This window comes from Proteus vulgaris (assembly GCF_033708015.1).
Taxonomy (GTDB): domain Bacteria; phylum Pseudomonadota; class Gammaproteobacteria; order Enterobacterales; family Enterobacteriaceae; genus Proteus.
On sequence record NZ_CP137921.1, the window covers coordinates 125,587 to 140,665 of the forward strand.

At 58.9% G+C, this 15,079-nt stretch carries 18 protein-coding genes and 1 pseudogene; 10 read left to right on the forward strand and 9 right to left on the reverse strand.

The genetic code is table 11. The features are described from left to right. Nucleotides 1-12: 12 nt before the first annotated feature. Nucleotides 13-447, reverse strand: a complete 435-nt coding sequence (gene merR, locus SB028_RS20315; protein WP_000429836.1) for an Hg(II)-responsive transcriptional regulator — start codon at nucleotides 445-447, stop codon at nucleotides 13-15. A gap of 71 nt (nucleotides 448-518) precedes the next feature. Here merR and SB028_RS20320 point away from each other — a divergent pair, with 71 nt between their 5' ends. The 9 genes from SB028_RS20320 to SB028_RS20360 all read left to right on the forward strand — a co-directional run bounded on the left by SB028_RS20320 (nucleotide 519) and on the right by SB028_RS20360 (nucleotide 7,428). Further along, nucleotides 519-869, forward strand: a complete 351-nt coding sequence (locus SB028_RS20320; protein ID WP_001294663.1) for a mercuric transport protein MerT — start codon at nucleotides 519-521, stop codon at nucleotides 867-869. Nucleotides 870-882: 13 nt separating this feature from the next. Beyond that, entirely contained in the window at nucleotides 883-1,158 is a 276-nt protein-coding gene (gene merP / locus SB028_RS20325) for a mercury resistance system periplasmic binding protein MerP (RefSeq protein WP_000732292.1), read from the forward strand. A 35-nt stretch (nucleotides 1,159-1,193) separates the two neighbouring features. Further along, nucleotides 1,194-1,616, forward strand: coding sequence for an organomercurial transporter MerC (gene merC / locus SB028_RS20330; protein WP_001340589.1), 423 nt, complete (start codon nucleotides 1,194-1,196; stop codon nucleotides 1,614-1,616). Between the two features lie 51 nt (nucleotides 1,617-1,667). Continuing rightward, nucleotides 1,668-3,362 (forward strand): mercury(II) reductase, encoded by a 1,695-nt coding sequence (gene merA / locus SB028_RS20335; protein ID WP_000105636.1) that lies wholly within the window; start codon nucleotides 1,668-1,670, stop codon nucleotides 3,360-3,362. A gap of 17 nt (nucleotides 3,363-3,379) precedes the next feature. Then, entirely contained in the window at nucleotides 3,380-3,742 is a 363-nt protein-coding gene (gene merD / locus SB028_RS20340; RefSeq protein WP_001277456.1) for a mercury resistance co-regulator MerD, read from the forward strand. Beyond that, nucleotides 3,739-3,975 carry a broad-spectrum mercury transporter MerE gene (gene merE, locus SB028_RS20345; RefSeq protein WP_000993386.1) on the forward strand — a complete coding sequence of 79 codons (237 nt, stop codon included), beginning with the start codon at nucleotides 3,739-3,741 and terminating at the stop codon, nucleotides 3,973-3,975. The genes merD and merE overlap by 4 nt, the downstream gene beginning before the upstream one ends. 35 nt (nucleotides 3,976-4,010) lie before the next feature. Beyond that, complete coding sequence (locus SB028_RS20350; RefSeq protein ID WP_001300294.1) at nucleotides 4,011-4,679, forward strand: EAL domain-containing protein; 669 nt, start codon at nucleotides 4,011-4,013, stop codon at nucleotides 4,677-4,679. A gap of 74 nt (nucleotides 4,680-4,753) precedes the next feature. Further along, the gene (locus SB028_RS20355) at nucleotides 4,754-6,433 is read left to right on the forward strand and encodes a Mu transposase C-terminal domain-containing protein (protein ID WP_000179844.1); all 1,680 of its coding nucleotides are present in this window, start codon (nucleotides 4,754-4,756) and stop codon (nucleotides 6,431-6,433) included. Nucleotides 6,434-6,435: 2 nt separating this feature from the next. Continuing rightward, a complete protein-coding gene (locus SB028_RS20360; RefSeq protein WP_001381192.1) occupies nucleotides 6,436-7,428 on the forward strand; it encodes a TniB family NTP-binding protein in 993 nt (330 codons plus the stop codon). On the opposite strand, the gene SB028_RS20365 is transcribed toward SB028_RS20360, so the two are convergent. The 8 genes and pseudogenes from SB028_RS20365 to dfrA14 form a co-directional block, all read right to left on the reverse strand. After that, nucleotides 7,397-7,897: a GNAT family N-acetyltransferase gene (locus SB028_RS20365; RefSeq protein WP_000376623.1), complete on the reverse strand. Its 501-nt coding sequence runs from the start codon at nucleotides 7,895-7,897 to the stop codon at nucleotides 7,397-7,399. The genes SB028_RS20360 and SB028_RS20365 overlap by 32 nt on opposite strands. A gap of 127 nt (nucleotides 7,898-8,024) precedes the next feature. Further along, the gene (gene sul1, locus SB028_RS20370; protein WP_000259031.1) at nucleotides 8,025-8,864 is read right to left on the reverse strand and encodes a sulfonamide-resistant dihydropteroate synthase Sul1; all 840 of its coding nucleotides are present in this window, start codon (nucleotides 8,862-8,864) and stop codon (nucleotides 8,025-8,027) included. Next, a complete protein-coding gene (locus SB028_RS20375; protein WP_000679427.1) occupies nucleotides 8,858-9,205 on the reverse strand; it encodes a quaternary ammonium compound efflux SMR transporter QacE delta 1 in 348 nt (115 codons plus the stop codon). Before SB028_RS20375 ends, sul1 begins: the two co-directional genes overlap by 7 nt. A gap of 116 nt (nucleotides 9,206-9,321) precedes the next feature. Beyond that, nucleotides 9,322-10,160 (reverse strand): annotated as a pseudogene (gene aadA1 / locus SB028_RS20380) (ANT(3'')-Ia family aminoglycoside nucleotidyltransferase AadA1). A 16-nt stretch (nucleotides 10,161-10,176) separates the two neighbouring features. Further along, nucleotides 10,177-10,977, reverse strand: a complete 801-nt coding sequence (locus tag SB028_RS20385; RefSeq protein ID WP_000846390.1) for an oxacillin-hydrolyzing class D beta-lactamase OXA-10 — start codon at nucleotides 10,975-10,977, stop codon at nucleotides 10,177-10,179. Nucleotides 10,978-11,241: 264 nt separating this feature from the next. Further along, entirely contained in the window at nucleotides 11,242-12,501 is a 1,260-nt protein-coding gene (locus tag SB028_RS20390; RefSeq protein WP_012300772.1) for a chloramphenicol efflux MFS transporter CmlA5, read from the reverse strand. Nucleotides 12,502-12,821: 320 nt separating this feature from the next. Then, nucleotides 12,822-13,274: an NAD(+)--rifampin ADP-ribosyltransferase Arr-2 gene (locus tag SB028_RS20395; RefSeq protein WP_000237816.1), complete on the reverse strand. Its 453-nt coding sequence runs from the start codon at nucleotides 13,272-13,274 to the stop codon at nucleotides 12,822-12,824. Between the two features lie 110 nt (nucleotides 13,275-13,384). After that, entirely contained in the window at nucleotides 13,385-13,858 is a 474-nt protein-coding gene (gene dfrA14, locus SB028_RS20400; protein ID WP_004201280.1) for a trimethoprim-resistant dihydrofolate reductase DfrA14, read from the reverse strand. Nucleotides 13,859-14,013: 155 nt separating this feature from the next. Here dfrA14 and intI1 point away from each other — a divergent pair, with 155 nt between their 5' ends. Further along, nucleotides 14,014-15,027 carry a class 1 integron integrase IntI1 gene (gene intI1, locus SB028_RS20405; protein ID WP_000845048.1) on the forward strand — a complete coding sequence of 338 codons (1,014 nt, stop codon included), beginning with the start codon at nucleotides 14,014-14,016 and terminating at the stop codon, nucleotides 15,025-15,027. Nucleotides 15,028-15,079: the final 52 nt, after the last annotated feature.

The following is a 15,079-nucleotide window of genomic DNA, read 5'->3' on the forward strand; positions in this document are numbered from 1 at the left end:
AAATAAAGCACGCTAAGGCATAGCTGACCTTGCCAGGCCTGCTTCGCCCTGTAGTGACGCGATCAACGGGCAGGAAACATTCCCCTTTCGTGCATGGCAGGCGCACACGAGTTCAGACAGCACGGTTTCCATGCGCGCCAAGTCGGCCATCTTCTCGCGCACGTCCTTGAGCTTGTGTTCGGCCAGGCTGCTGGCCTCCTCGCAGTGGGTGCCATCGTCGAGCCGCAACAGCTCGGCAATCTCGTCCAGACTGAACCCCAGCCGCTGTGCCGATTTCACGAATTTCACCCGAACCACGTCCGCCTCCCCATAGCGGCGGATGCTGCCGTAAGGCTTGTCCGGTTCCCGCAACAGGCCCTTGCGCTGATAGAAGCGGATTGTCTCCACGTTGACCCCGGCCGCCTTGGCAAAAACGCCAATGGTCAGGTTTTCCAAATTATTTTCCATATCGCTTGACTCCGTACATGAGTACGGAAGTAAGGTTACGCTATCCAATCCAAATTCAAAAGGGCCAACGTATGTCTGAACCACAAAACGGGCGCGGTGCGCTCTTCGCCGGCGGGCTGGCCGCCATTCTTGCATCGACCTGCTGCCTGGGGCCGCTAGTACTGGTCGCCCTGGGCTTCTCCGGTGCTTGGATCGGCAACCTGACGGTGCTGGAACCCTATCGACCGTTGTTCATCGGCGCGGCGCTAGTGGCGCTGTTCTTCGCCTGGAAGCGGATTTACCGGCCCGTGCAGGCATGCAAGCCAGGTGAGGTCTGCGCGATTCCGCAGGTGCGCGCCACCTACAAGCTGATTTTCTGGATCGTGGCCGTGCTGGTCCTGGTCGCGCTTGGATTTCCCTATGTCGTTCCATTTTTCTATTAACCAGGAGTTCATCATGAAGAAACTGTTTGCCTCCCTTGCCCTCGCCGCCGCTGTTGCCCCGGTGTGGGCCGCTACCCAGACCGTCACGCTAGCGGTTCCCGGCATGACTTGCGCCGCCTGCCCGATCACAGTCAAGAAAGCGCTCTCCAAGGTCGAAGGCGTGAGCAAGGTCGATGTGGGCTTCGAGAAGCGCGAGGCCGTCGTCACTTTTGACGACACCAAGGCCAGCGTACAGAAGCTGACCAAGGCCACCGCAGACGCCGGCTATCCGTCCAGCGTCAAGCAGTGAGCCAGCAAGCCAACGACAACAGCGAGAGCCGCTTCATGGGACTGATGACACGCATTGCCGATAAAACCGGCGCGCTCGGCAGCGTCGTTTCCGCGATGGGCTGCGCCGCCTGCTTTCCAGCCCTCGCCAGCTTCGGCGCGGCCATCGGGCTGGGCTTCTTGAGCCAGTACGAGGGACTGTTCATCAGCCGCCTGCTGCCGCTGTTTGCCGCGCTGGCCTTCCTGGCGAACGCGCTGGGTTGGTTCAGTCATCGGCAATGGCTGCGCAGTCTGCTCGGCATGATCGGCCCGGCCATCGTGTTTGCGGCCACGGTCTGGCTGCTCGGCAACTGGTGGACGGCGAACCTGATGTACGTCGGCCTGGCCTTGATGATTGGGGTGTCGATCTGGGACTTCGTGTCGCCGGCGCATCGCCGTTGCGGACCGGACGGCTGCGAACTCCCCGCCAAGCGCTTGTGAAAGACGGCTGACCGTGCGACACGGCGGCCCACACGAATAAGGAACGATGGTATGAGCACTCTCAAAATCACCGGCATGACTTGCGACTCGTGCGCAGTGCATGTCAAGGACGCCCTGGAGAAAGTGCCCGGCGTGCAATCAGCGGATGTCTCCTACGCCAAGGGCAGCGCCAAGCTCGCCATTGAGGTCGGCACGTCACCCGACGCGCTGACGGCCGCTGTAGCTGGACTCGGTTATCGGGCCACGCTGGCCGATGCCCCCTCAGTTTCGACGCCGGGCGGATTGCTCGACAAGATGCGCGATCTGCTGGGCAGAAACGACAAGACGGGTAGCAGCGGCGCATTGCATATCGCCGTCATCGGCAGCGGCGGGGCCGCGATGGCAGCGGCGCTGAAGGCCGTCGAGCAAGGCGCACGTGTCACGCTGATCGAGCGCGGCACCATCGGCGGCACCTGCGTCAATGTCGGTTGTGTGCCGTCCAAGATCATGATCCGCGCCGCCCATATCGCCCATCTGCGCCGGGAAAGCCCGTTCGATGGCGGCATCGCCGCTACCACGCCGACCATCCAGCGCACGGCGCTGCTGGCCCAGCAGCAGGCCCGCGTCGATGAACTGCGCCACGCCAAGTACGAAGGCATCTTGGAGGGCAATCCGGCGATCACTGTGCTGCACGGCTCCGCCCGCTTTAAGGACAATCGCAACCTGATCGTGCAACTCAACGACGGCGGCGAGCGCGTGGTGGCATTCGACCGCTGCCTGATCGCCACCGGCGCGAGCCCGGCCGTGCCGCCGATTCCCGGCCTGAAAGACACTCCGTACTGGACTTCCACTGAAGCGCTGGTCAGCGAGACGATTCCTAAGCGCCTGGCCGTGATTGGCTCATCAGTGGTGGCGCTGGAGCTGGCGCAGGCGTTCGCCCGACTCGGAGCGAAGGTGACGATCCTGGCTCGCAGCACGCTGTTCTTCCGCGAAGACCCAGCTATAGGCGAAGCCGTCACGGCCGCATTCCGCATGGAGGGCATCGAGGTGAGGGAACACACCCAGGCCAGCCAGGTCGCGTATATCAATGGTGAAGGGGACGGCGAATTCGTGCTCACCACGGCGCACGGCGAACTGCGCGCCGACAAGCTGCTGGTCGCCACCGGCCGCGCGCCCAACACACGCAAGCTGGCACTGGATGCGACGGGCGTCACGCTCACCCCGCAAGGCGCTATCGTCATCGACCCCGGCATGCGTACAAGCGTGGAACACATCTACGCCGCAGGCGACTGCACCGACCAGCCGCAGTTCGTCTATGTGGCGGCAGCGGCCGGCACTCGCGCCGCGATCAACATGACCGGCGGTGACGCGGCCCTGAACCTGACCGCGATGCCGGCCGTGGTGTTCACCGACCCGCAAGTGGCGACCGTAGGCTACAGCGAGGCGGAAGCGCACCATGACGGCATCAAAACTGATAGTCGCACGCTAACGCTGGACAACGTGCCGCGCGCGCTCGCCAACTTCGACACGCGCGGCTTCATCAAACTGGTGGTTGAAGAAGGCAGCGGACGACTGATCGGCGTGCAGGCAGTGGCCCCGGAAGCGGGCGAACTGATCCAGACGGCCGCACTGGCGATTCGCAACCGGATGACGGTGCAGGAACTGGCCGACCAGTTGTTCCCCTACCTGACGATGGTCGAAGGGTTGAAGCTCGCGGCGCAGACCTTCAACAAGGATGTGAAGCAGCTTTCCTGCTGCGCCGGGTGAGGACAAGGAGGTGTGCGATGAGCGCCTACACGGTATCGCAACTGGCCCATAACGCTGGGGTGAGCGTACATATCGTGCGCGACTACCTGGTGCGCGGCTTGTTACGGCCGGTGGCCTGCACCACGGGCGGCTACGGCGTGTTCGACGATGCGGCCTTGCAACGGCTGTGCTTCGTGCGCGCGGCCTTCGAGGCGGGTATCGGCCTGGATGCCCTGGCGCGGCTGTGCCGTGCGCTCGACGCAGCGGACGGCGCACAAGCCGCAGCGCAGCTTGCCGTGCTGCGCCAGTTGGTCGAGCGGCGGCGCGCGGCGTTGGCCCATCTGGACGCGCAACTGGCCTCCATGCCAGCCGAGCGGGCGCACGAGGAGGCATTGCCGTGAACGCCCCTGACAAACTGCCGCCCGAGACGCGCCAACCCGTTTCCGGCTACCTGTGGGGTGCGCTGGCCGTGTTGACCTGCCCCTGCCATCTGCCGATTCTCGCCGCCGTGCTGGCCGGGACGACCGCCGGTGCCTTCCTTGGCGAGCATTGGGGTGTTGCCGCGCTCGCGCTGACCGGCTTGTTCGTTCTGGCCGTAACGCGGCTGCTGCGCGCCTTCCGGGGCGGATCATGACGAGTTCGCAGCCCGCCGGATGGACGGCGGCCGAGTTGGCGCAGGCGGCGGCGCGCGGACAGCTTGACCTGCATTACCAGCCGCTGGTCGATCTGCGCGATCACCGGATCGCTGGCGCGGAAGCGTTGATGCGCTGGCGGCATCCGAGGCTTGGCCTGTTGCCGCCCGGCCAGTTCCTGCCGCTGGCCGAGTCGTTCGGCCTGATGCCGGAAATAGGCGCGTGGGTGCTGGGCGAGGCCTGTCGCCAGATGCACAAGTGGCAAGGACCGGCATGGCAACCGTTCCGTCTTGCCATCAATGTGTCCGCCAGCCAGGTTGGGCCAACGTTCGACGACGAGGTAAAGCGGGTGCTGGCCGATATGGCCCTGCCCGCCGAGCTTCTGGAGATCGAACTGACCGAATCGGTCGCATTCGGCAATCCAGCCCTGTTCGCCAGTTTCGACGCCTTGCGCGCCATCGGCGTGCGCTTCGCCGCCGACGACTTCGGCACCGGCTATTCCTGCCTGCAACATCTGAAATGCTGCCCCATCACCACATTGAAAATCGACCAATCCTTTGTCGCCAGGCTCCCGGATGATGCCCGTGACCAAACTATCGTGCGGGCGGTGATCCAGCTCGCGCACGGGCTGGGCATGGATGTCATTTTCAGAAGACGACTGCACCAGTTGATTGGGCGTAATGGCTGTTGTGCAGCCAGCTCCTGACAGTTCAATATCAGAAGTGATCTGCACCAATCTCGACTATGCTCAATACTCGTGTGCACCAAAGCGAGGTGAGCATGGCGACGGACACCCCACGGATTCCAGAACAAGGCGTGGCCACTCTGCCTGATGAGGCTTGGGAGCGTGCGCGCCGTCGTGCGGAGATCATCAGTCCGTTGGCGCAGTCGGAGACGGTCGGGCACGAAGCGGCCGATATGGCGGCTCAGGCGCTGGGCTTGTCTCGGCGCCAGGTATACGTTCTGATCCGGCGTGCCCGGCAAGGCAGCGGCCTCGTGACGGATCTGGTGCCCGGCCAGTCCGGTGGAGGTAAAGGTAAGGGGCGCTTGCCGGAACCGGTCGAGCGCGTCATCCACGAGCTACTGCAAAAGCGGTTCCTGACCAAGCAGAAGCGCAGCCTAGCGGCCTTTCACCGCGAAGTCACTCAGGTGTGCAAGGCTCAAAAACTGCGAGTGCCGGCGCGCAATACCGTGGCCTTACGGATCGCTAGCCTTGACCCGCGCAAGGTCATCCGCCGGCGGGAAGGCCAGGATGCCGCTCGTGACCTACAAGGTGTGGGCGGCGAGCCTCCTGCCGTGACCGCGCCGCTGGAGCAGGTGCAGATAGACCATACGGTCATCGACCTGATCGTGGTCGATGACCGCGACCGGCAACCTATTGGCCGCCCGTACCTGACCCTCGCCATCGACGTGTTCACCCGCTGCGTGCTCGGCATGGTCGTCACGCTGGAAGCGCCGTCTGCCGTTTCGGTTGGCCTGTGCCTCGTGCATGTCGCCTGCGACAAGCGCCCTTGGCTGGAAGGACTGAACGTGGAAATGGATTGGCAGATGAGCGGCAAGCCCTTGCTGCTCTACCTAGACAACGCGGCCGAGTTCAAGAGCGAGGCCCTGCGCCGGGGTTGCGAGCAGCATGGCATCCGGCTGGACTATCGCCCGCTGGGACAGCCGCACTATGGCGGCATCGTGGAACGGATCATCGGCACGGCGATGCAGATGATTCACGACGAACTGCCGGGAACGACCTTCTCCAACCCTGACCAGCGCGGCGACTACGATTCCGAAAACAAGGCCGCCCTGACGCTGCGCGAGCTAGAGCGCTGGCTCACATTGGCGGTCGGCACCTACCACGGTTCGGTGCACAACGGCCTGCTCCAACCGCCGGCCGCGCGCTGGGCCGAGGCCGTGGCGCGTGTCGGCGTACCGGCCGTCGTCACACGCGCTACTTCGTTCCTGGTCGATTTTCTGCCGATCCTCCGGCGCACGCTGACCCGCACCGGCTTTGTCATCGACCACATCCACTACTACGCCGATGCGCTCAAGCCGTGGATTGCGCGGCGTGAACGCTGGCCGTCCTTTCTGATCCGGCGCGATCCGCGCGACATCAGCCGTATCTGGGTCCTGGAACCGGAGGGACAGCATTACCTGGAAATTCCCTACCGTACCTTGTCGCATCCGGCTGTCACCCTCTGGGAACAACGGCAGGCGCTGGCGAAACTGCGGCAGCAAGGGCGCGAACAGGTGGATGAGTCGGCGCTGTTCCGCATGATCGGCCAGATGCGTGAGATTGTGACCAGCGCGCAGAAGGCCACACGCAAGGCGCGGCGTGACGCGGATCGCCGCCAGCACCTCAAGACATCAGCTCGGCCGGACAAGCCCGTTCCGCCGGATACGGATATTGCCGACCCGCAGGCAGACAACTTGCCACCCGCCAAACCGTTCGACCAGATTGAGGAGTGGTAGCCGTGGACGAATATCCCATCATCGACCTGTCCCACCTGCTGCCGGCGGCCCAGGGCTTGGCCCGTCTTCCGGCGGACGAGCGCATCCAGCGCCTTCGCGCCGACCGCTGGATCGGCTATCCGCGCGCAGTCGAGGCGCTGAACCGGCTGGAAGCCCTTTATGCGTGGCCAAACAAGCAACGCATGCCCAACCTGCTGCTGGTTGGCCCGACCAACAATGGCAAGTCGATGATCGTCGAGAAGTTCCGCCGCACCCACCCGGCCAGCTCCGACGCCGACCAGGAGCACATCCCGGTGTTGGTCGTGCAGATGCCGTCCGAGCCGTCCGTGATCCGCTTCTACGTCGCGCTGCTCGCCGCGATGGGCGCGCCGCTGCGCCCACGCCCACGGTTGCCGGAAATGGAGCAACTGGCTCTGGCACTGCTGCGCAAGGTCGGCGTGCGCATGCTGGTGATCGACGAGCTGCACAACGTGCTGGCCGGCAACAGCGTCAACCGCCGGGAATTCCTCAACCTGCTGCGCTTCCTCGGCAACGAACTGCGCATCCCGTTGGTTGGGGTAGGCACGCGCGACGCCTACCTAGCCATCCGCTCCGATGACCAGTTGGAAAATCGCTTCGAGCCGATGATGCTGCCGGTATGGGAGGCCAACGACGATTGCTGCTCACTGCTGGCCAGCTTCGCCGCTTCGCTCCCGCTGCGCCGGCCTTCCCCAATTGCCACGCTGGACATGGCTCGCTACCTGCTCACACGCAGCGAGGGCACCATAGGGGAACTGGCGCACTTGCTGATGGCGGCGGCCATCGTCGCCGTGGAGAGCGGCGAGGAAGCGATCAACCATCGCACACTCAGCATGGCCTGTCGACAACCTCTCGCGCAACCAAGACATCGCGGTCGGACTGCAAGTGATCTTGAAGCCACGGGCCCGTCCCACCCCGACATGGACCTCGATGCCCGAACGGACGTTAGATTTCGAGTTCTAGGCGTTCTGCGATGAAGGTTGGATCCCAGCCGGGATTGAAAGTGTCGACGTGGGTGAATCCGAGCCGCTCGTATAGGCCACGCAGGTTCGGGTGGCAGTCGAGCCGCAGCTTGGCGCACCCCTGCGTTCGCGCGGCATGGCGGCAAGCCTCGATCAGCGCGGAGCTGACACCCCGGCCCGCATGTGTCCGTCGCACCGCGAGCTTGTGCAGATATGCGGCCTCCCCCTTGAGGGCGTCGGGCCAGAACTCGGGATCCTCGGCCGACAAGGTGCAACAGCCGACGATGCCGTCGCTGCAACTCGCGACTAGGAGCTCGGATCTCAGGACGAAGGTCTCCGCGAATGTCCGGTCGATCCGCGCGACGTCCCAGGCGGGCGTTCCCTTGGCGGACATCCACGCCGCAGCGTCGTGCATCAGCCGCACAACCTCGTCGATATCACCCGAGCAGGCGACCCGAACGTTCGGAGGCTCCTCGCTGTCCATTCGCTCCCCTGGCGCGGTATGAACCGCCGCCTCATAGTGCAGTTTGATCCTGACGAGCCCAGCATGTCTGCGCCCACCTTCGCGGAACCTGACCAGGGTCCGCTAGCGGGCGGCCGGAAGGTGAATGCTAGGCATGATCTAACCCTCGGTCTCTGGCGTCGCGACTGCGAAATTTCGCGAGGGTTTCCGAGAAGGTGATTGCGCTTCGCAGATCTCCAGGCGCGTGGGTGCGGACGTAGTCAGCGCCATTGCCGATCGCGTGAAGTTCCGCCGCAAGGCTCGCTGGACCCAGATCCTTTACAGGAAGGCCAACGGTGGCGCCCAAGAAGGATTTCCGCGACACCGAGACCAATAGCGGAAGCCCCAACGCCGACTTCAGCTTTTGAAGGTTCGACAGCACGTGCAGCGATGTTTCCGGTGCGGGGCTCAAGAAAAATCCCATCCCCGGATCGAGGATGAGCCGGTCGGCAGCGACCCCGCTCCGTCGCAAGGCGGAAACCCGCGCCTCGAAGAACCGCACAATCTCGTCGAGCGCGTCTTCGGGTCGAAGGTGACCGGTGCGGGTGGCGATGCCATCCCGCTGCGCTGAGTGCATAACCACCAGCCTGCAGTCCGCCTCAGCAATATCGGGATAGAGCGCAGGGTCAGGAAATCCTTGGATATCGTTCAGGTAGCCCACGCCGCGCTTGAGCGCATAGCGCTGGGTTTCCGGTTGGAAGCTGTCGATTGAAACACGGTGCATCTGATCGGACAGGGCGTCTAAGAGCGGCGCAATACGTCTGATCTCATCGGCCGGCGATACAGGCCTCGCGTCCGGATGGCTGGCGGCCGGTCCGACATCCACGACGTCTGATCCGACTCGCAGCATTTCGATCGCCGCGGTGACAGCGCCGGCGGGGTCTAGCCGCCGGCTCTCATCGAAGAAGGAGTCCTCGGTGAGATTCAGAATGCCGAACACCGTCACCATGGCGTCGGCCTCCGCAGCGACTTCCACGATGGGGATCGGGCGAGCAAAAAGGCAGCAATTATGAGCCCCATACCTACAAAGCCCCACGCATCAAGCTTTTGCCCATGAAGCAACCAGGCAATGGCTGTAATTATGACGACGCCGAGTCCCGACCAGACTGCATAAGCAACACCGACAGGGATGGATTTCAGAACCAGAGAAAGAAAATAAAATGCGATGCCATAACCGATTATGACAACGGCGGAAGGGGCAAGCTTAGTAAAGCCCTCGCTAGATTTTAATGCGGATGTTGCGATTACTTCGCCAACTATTGCGATAACAAGAAAAAGCCAGCCTTTCATGATATATCTCCCAATTTGTGTAGGGCTTATTATGCACGCTTAAAAATAATAAAAGCAGACTTGACCTGATAGTTTGGCTGTGAGCAATTATGTGCTTAGTGCATCTAACGCTTGAGTTAAGCCGCGCCGCGAAGCGGCGTCGGCTTGAACGAATTGTTAGACATTATTTGCCGACTACCTTGGTGATCTCGCCTTTCACGTAGTGAACAAATTCTTCCAACTGATCTGCGCGCGAGGCCAAGCGATCTTCTTCTTGTCCAAGATAAGCCTGTCTAGCTTCAAGTATGACGGGCTGATACTGGGCCGGCAGGCGCTCCATTGCCCAGTCGGCAGCGACATCCTTCGGCGCGATTTTGCCGGTTACTGCGCTGTACCAAATGCGGGACAACGTAAGCACTACATTTCGCTCATCGCCAGCCCAGTCGGGCGGCGAGTTCCATAGCGTTAAGGTTTCATTTAGCGCCTCAAATAGATCCTGTTCAGGAACCGGATCAAAGAGTTCCTCCGCCGCTGGACCTACCAAGGCAACGCTATGTTCTCTTGCTTTTGTCAGCAAGATAGCCAGATCAATGTCGATCGTGGCTGGCTCGAAGATACCTGCAAGAATGTCATTGCGCTGCCATTCTCCAAATTGCAGTTCGCGCTTAGCTGGATAACGCCACGGAATGATGTCGTCGTGCACAACAATGGTGACTTCTACAGCGCGGAGAATCTCGCTCTCTCCAGGGGAAGCCGAAGTTTCCAAAAGGTCGTTGATCAAAGCTCGCCGCGTTGTTTCATCAAGCCTTACGGTCACCGTAACCAGCAAATCAATATCACTGTGTGGCTTCAGGCCGCCATCCACTGCGGAGCCGTACAAATGTACGGCCAGCAACGTCGGTTCGAGATGGCGCTCGATGACGCCAACTACCTCTGATAGTTGAGTCGATACTTCGGCGATCACCACTTCCCTCATGATGTTTAACTTTGTTTTAGCCACCAATGATGCCCTCACTTTCCATGATTTTGGTGGGAATGGATTTTCTTAGCGGCAACTTACTTTCGTTGTCTATATCCATGTTAAAGGCGAAAAAGTAAACCTCTGTCTCCTTCTCAACCCACCCAACCCACCATGCGACACCAGGATTTGACTCAGTTCCCACACCAGAAAAACCAGTTTTTGAATGCACTAGATATTCAGGTGCCGCCTCCGTTACCAAAGCCTCTTTTACTATTAGCTGGTTTTCTTTAGATGCTGACAATTTATTTAAATATAGAGACTCTAGAAACTCCACTTGATTAACTGCGGAAATTCTAAGCTGGCCTTCCAACCAGAATTTGTCAATGCCACCACTGATATTCTGGTTGCCATAGGAAAATTTTTTAAGGTATTTCTGCATTCTTACTTCGCCAACTTCTCTGGCGATTTGTTGAAATACGGGAACAGCTGAAACTTGTATTGCCCCTCTTAAGGTCAAGTCTCTTTCCCATTGCTTCATGGCTCTTGGCTTTCCGTCCCATTTGAAAACCTGATGCTCATTCTTTATGACACCAGTTTCTAGGCCGATAATTGCGTTGGGGATCTTAAATGTTGATGCTGGAAGATATTCCTTTGATGCACGAGCTAAGTCATTGGTAGCGCAGGATTTACTGCTACTTTTACAAAGCACGAAGACACCATTGACGGCTTCGGCAGAGAACTCTTTGTTCCAAGACGTATTTTCTGTAATTGAACCAGCTAATGCCGTACTCGAAAGACACGCGATAATTACATATGCGGCAAATGTTTTCATGGCACCTTCTTGGTGGCTAACGTTAATTCGACCTCAGAGGCGTTTAAGTCAAAATACCTCTGACGTCTAACATGATTAATCAAAGTCTGATTTTTTAACAAAATCAGAAAGATAGACGCGAAACTTTAAAACAAAGGCGTCAACACTTCAAGTAGCGATCTTTCGCTTCGGCGAGGCCTAACGCCTGAGCTCAGCCGACCGAAACCGCGTAGCGGTTTTGGGTCGGCTGCAGCGATTTGTTGGGCGATAGCTTGCCACATTCTCTCAACGATTGGGATTTGATGTACTTTCCGCACTTTGTAGCGCGACCACATCATGCTCCCCCTGGCCGCGAGAGCCCTTCACTCGGGAAACACAAGACAGACCGAGCACGACTGTTGCAAGGGTCAAACAGTACACGACAACCGGCCAAGCCGTGTTGCGCGGCAACAGCGAAATGATCAACGTTCCGATGCTTCCTAGCAGTACACCGCCCAAGCAGAAGTAGACTGCCGTGACCGTTCCAGCAACATGGTCGAATCCTCGAAGAGCGCCATTGGGCGACACAGATACCGCTGTGGCGACACCAATACCCACTAGCCACATTGGAGCAATAAAGCCTAACACGGACTGCGAAGCCCATATTTCGGTGATGGCAAGCAATACTGCTCCAGCTATCAGGCATCCCATTCCCATTCGCAAGACACTTGGGCTGCCCCACTTGGGTATCACACGCCCCATAAAACGAGCCGTAAACACCATGGCAATTGCCACTGTGGCGAACAGCAGGCTGAAGCCAAGCTGAGACACACCTTGCCTGCCCATCATTAGTCCGGGCGCAATGGAGAAAAAGACGAAGAAGCTACCCATTCCAGCGGCGTAACACAACGTGTACAACCAGAAGTTCAGGCACTTAACGGGGAGTAGCAGCTGCGACCATTGCAAGCCCGCAACTCGTTGCACCCGGGTTTCAGGCCAGAATCGCCACGCTGCTGCAGATGCAGCGATCATGCCCAAACCTAGAAACGCAAAGATAGCCCGCCACCCAAGCCACATGTCGACGAGCGCTCCGAGCAATGGGCCTACCGCCGGGACCATGGCCAGCATGGATCCGAGTATGCCGTAAATGACATTACTTTCCTCGCGACCTGCGTAAATGTCACGTACTGTTGCAAATGTGGAAACAAGGCACGCCGAGGCACCACAAGCCTGAAGAATCCGAAGCCCCAGAAAGACTTCAGCCGATGACGTAAGAGCGAGGCCCATTGACGCCACAACGTAGGCGAGGCCACCTCCCAGTAGAACGGGGCGGCGCCCCAGTCGGTCCGATAGCGGTCCAAACAAGAGCTGACCGGCACCAATCATGACCAAGTACGTTGTCAGCGTAAGCTGAATTGTGCTCGCTGTCGTACCAAGCGCGTTTGGCATAAACGGCACTGCTGGCAAGTACATGTCCATGCCGAGTGATGCCAATAAATCGAACGGTGATAACAACAACACCGTGGCGGCAAGGGAGTACCGCCAACTAAAGTTTTTTGAGCGCACGAAACCATCTCCTTGAACAAAGGATTTGGCGGCGCTCCCGTAGAGCAAAAGGATTCATGAGAACGCCGCAACAACCGAAAAATGAAGGTTGCTGCGGCTTACTTGTCTGCGTTCTTGGAAGTGCTCATCTGCTGACTATCTCATGATTGAATTTGAATCGTAACAACTTTCAAGCAACTCTGCGAGGAGCCTTATTGTGCGCCCAACGCCGCCATAAACGGCGACAGGGTGGCGCGCCTATTGCGCATAAAATGGCGAAGCCATGCGCAACAGGCGCGGAATCTCTGGCGTCCGGTTTGATGGCTTTGTTATGCAAAGGACTAGTCTTCAATGACGTGTAAACCACGGCGCTTTAAGTCCTCTAACGAATCCAACATTCCCCTTATTAATTCAACAGGATGCCCCTCCCAGTCTTCAACAACGCCAACAATTCTCAAGGGTTCGCAGGTTCTATAGGACTGTGTTGGATTACCGGGAAATTTTTTGTTCGTAAGATTCGGATCGTCTTCGAACGGTCCTGTTGGCTCAACTATGTATATGTAGCCGCGACCCTCGAGGCCAGACAGTGACATAGCAAGTTCAGCTCCCCAAACTGCTGGCTCCATCAAGGCTGAAAAGTAGATGTGCTTAAGAATACGACCGTCCTCGAAATGAGAGATGAACCCTGTGGTTAGCAAGTCACCAATCGCCAAATTGGCTTTGGTTCCATGATAGAACGGTCCTTGCACCTGCTTGTAATTATCATGAGAGATGGGAATCCAATCTTTTACCATTTTAAGACCCTTAATTGTTGGGATTTGGCTGCATAACGTCGCTATCAATCGCGGAAAAGGCGTAGTGCGCGAAGCGAACGAAGCTTTTTGCCGTCGATTGCATAGCTTTGTTAACCCTTTTTCCAAATTTGATAGCAATAGTTAATGTTTGAAGTAAAGTGTTGCTCAAAAACAACTTCGAAGGTATTTGGAATACTCGGGAAGAAAACATCCCCCTCTGGCTCGATGTCGATCGTCGATAAGTGGAGCGTAGAGGCCATGGGTAATGTTTCTCGGTAAATTTCTCCGCCACCAGACACTATAACGTGACCGGTGAATTCAGCTAGCCTGTCCATGGCCTCTTCGATTGACTGAAATACAACTACATTGTCATCATTTGATGTCCAACCTGAGCGGGTAACGACCGCGTATTTCCTATTGGGGAGTGCGCCCATAGATTCAAACGTCTTGCGACCCACCAGAAGCCACTGATTGTAGGTCAATGCTTTAAAAAGTAGCTGCTCCCCTTTCGCGGACCAGGGTATGTCTGGACCGCAACCAATCACGCCGTTTTTCGCTTTCGCAGCCATCAATGATACTTTCAAGGTTCTCATCCTGGGTTAACTTTGTTTTAGGGCGACTGCCCTGCTGCGTAACATCGTTGCTGCTCCATAACATCAAACATCGACCCACGGCGTAACGCGCTTGCTGCTTGGATGCCCGAGGCATAGACTGTACAAAAAAACAGTCATAACAAGCCATGAAAACCGCCACTGCGCCGTTACCACCGCTGCGTTCGGTCAAGGTTCTGGACCAGTTGCGTGAGCGCATACGCTACTTGCATTACAGTTTACGAACCGAACAGGCTTATGTCCACTGGGTTCGTGCCTTCATCCGTTTCCACGGTGTGCGTCACCCGGCAACCTTGGGCAGCAGCGAAGTCGAGGCATTTCTGTCCTGGCTGGCGAACGAGCGCAAGGTTTCGGTCTCCACGCATCGTCAGGCATTGGCGGCCTTGCTGTTCTTCTACGGCAAGGTGCTGTGCACGGATCTGCCCTGGCTTCAGGAGATCGGAAGACCTCGGCCGTCGCGGCGCTTGCCGGTGGTGCTGACCCCGGATGAAGTGGTTCGCATCCTCGGTTTTCTGGAAGGCGAGCATCGTTTGTTCGCCCAGCTTCTGTATGGAACGGGCATGCGGATCAGTGAGGGTTTGCAACTGCGGGTCAAGGATCTGGATTTCGATCACGGCACGATCATCGTGCGGGAGGGCAAGGGCTCCAAGGATCGGGCCTTGATGTTACCCGAGAGCTTGGCACCCAGCCTGCGCGAGCAGCTGTCGCGTGCACGGGCATGGTGGCTGAAGGACCAGGCCGAGGGCCGCAGCGGCGTTGCGCTTCCCGACGCCCTTGAGCGGAAGTATCCGCGCGCCGGGCATTCCTGGCCGTGGTTCTGGGTTTTTGCGCAGCACACGCATTCGACCGATCCACGGAGCGGTGTCGTGCGTCGCCATCACATGTATGACCAGACCTTTCAGCGCGCCTTCAAACGTGCCGTAGAACAAGCAGGCATCACGAAGCCCGCCACACCGCACACCCTCCGCCACTCGTTCGCGACGGCCTTGCTCCGCAGCGGTTACGACATTCGAACCGTGCAGGATCTGCTCGGCCATTCCGACGTCTCTACGACGATGATTTACACGCATGTGCTGAAAGTTGGCGGTGCCGGAGTGCGCTCACCGCTTGATGCGCTGCCGCCCCTCACTAGTGAGAGGTAGGGCAGCGCAAGTCAATCCTGGCGGATTCACTACCCCTGCGCGAAGGCCATCG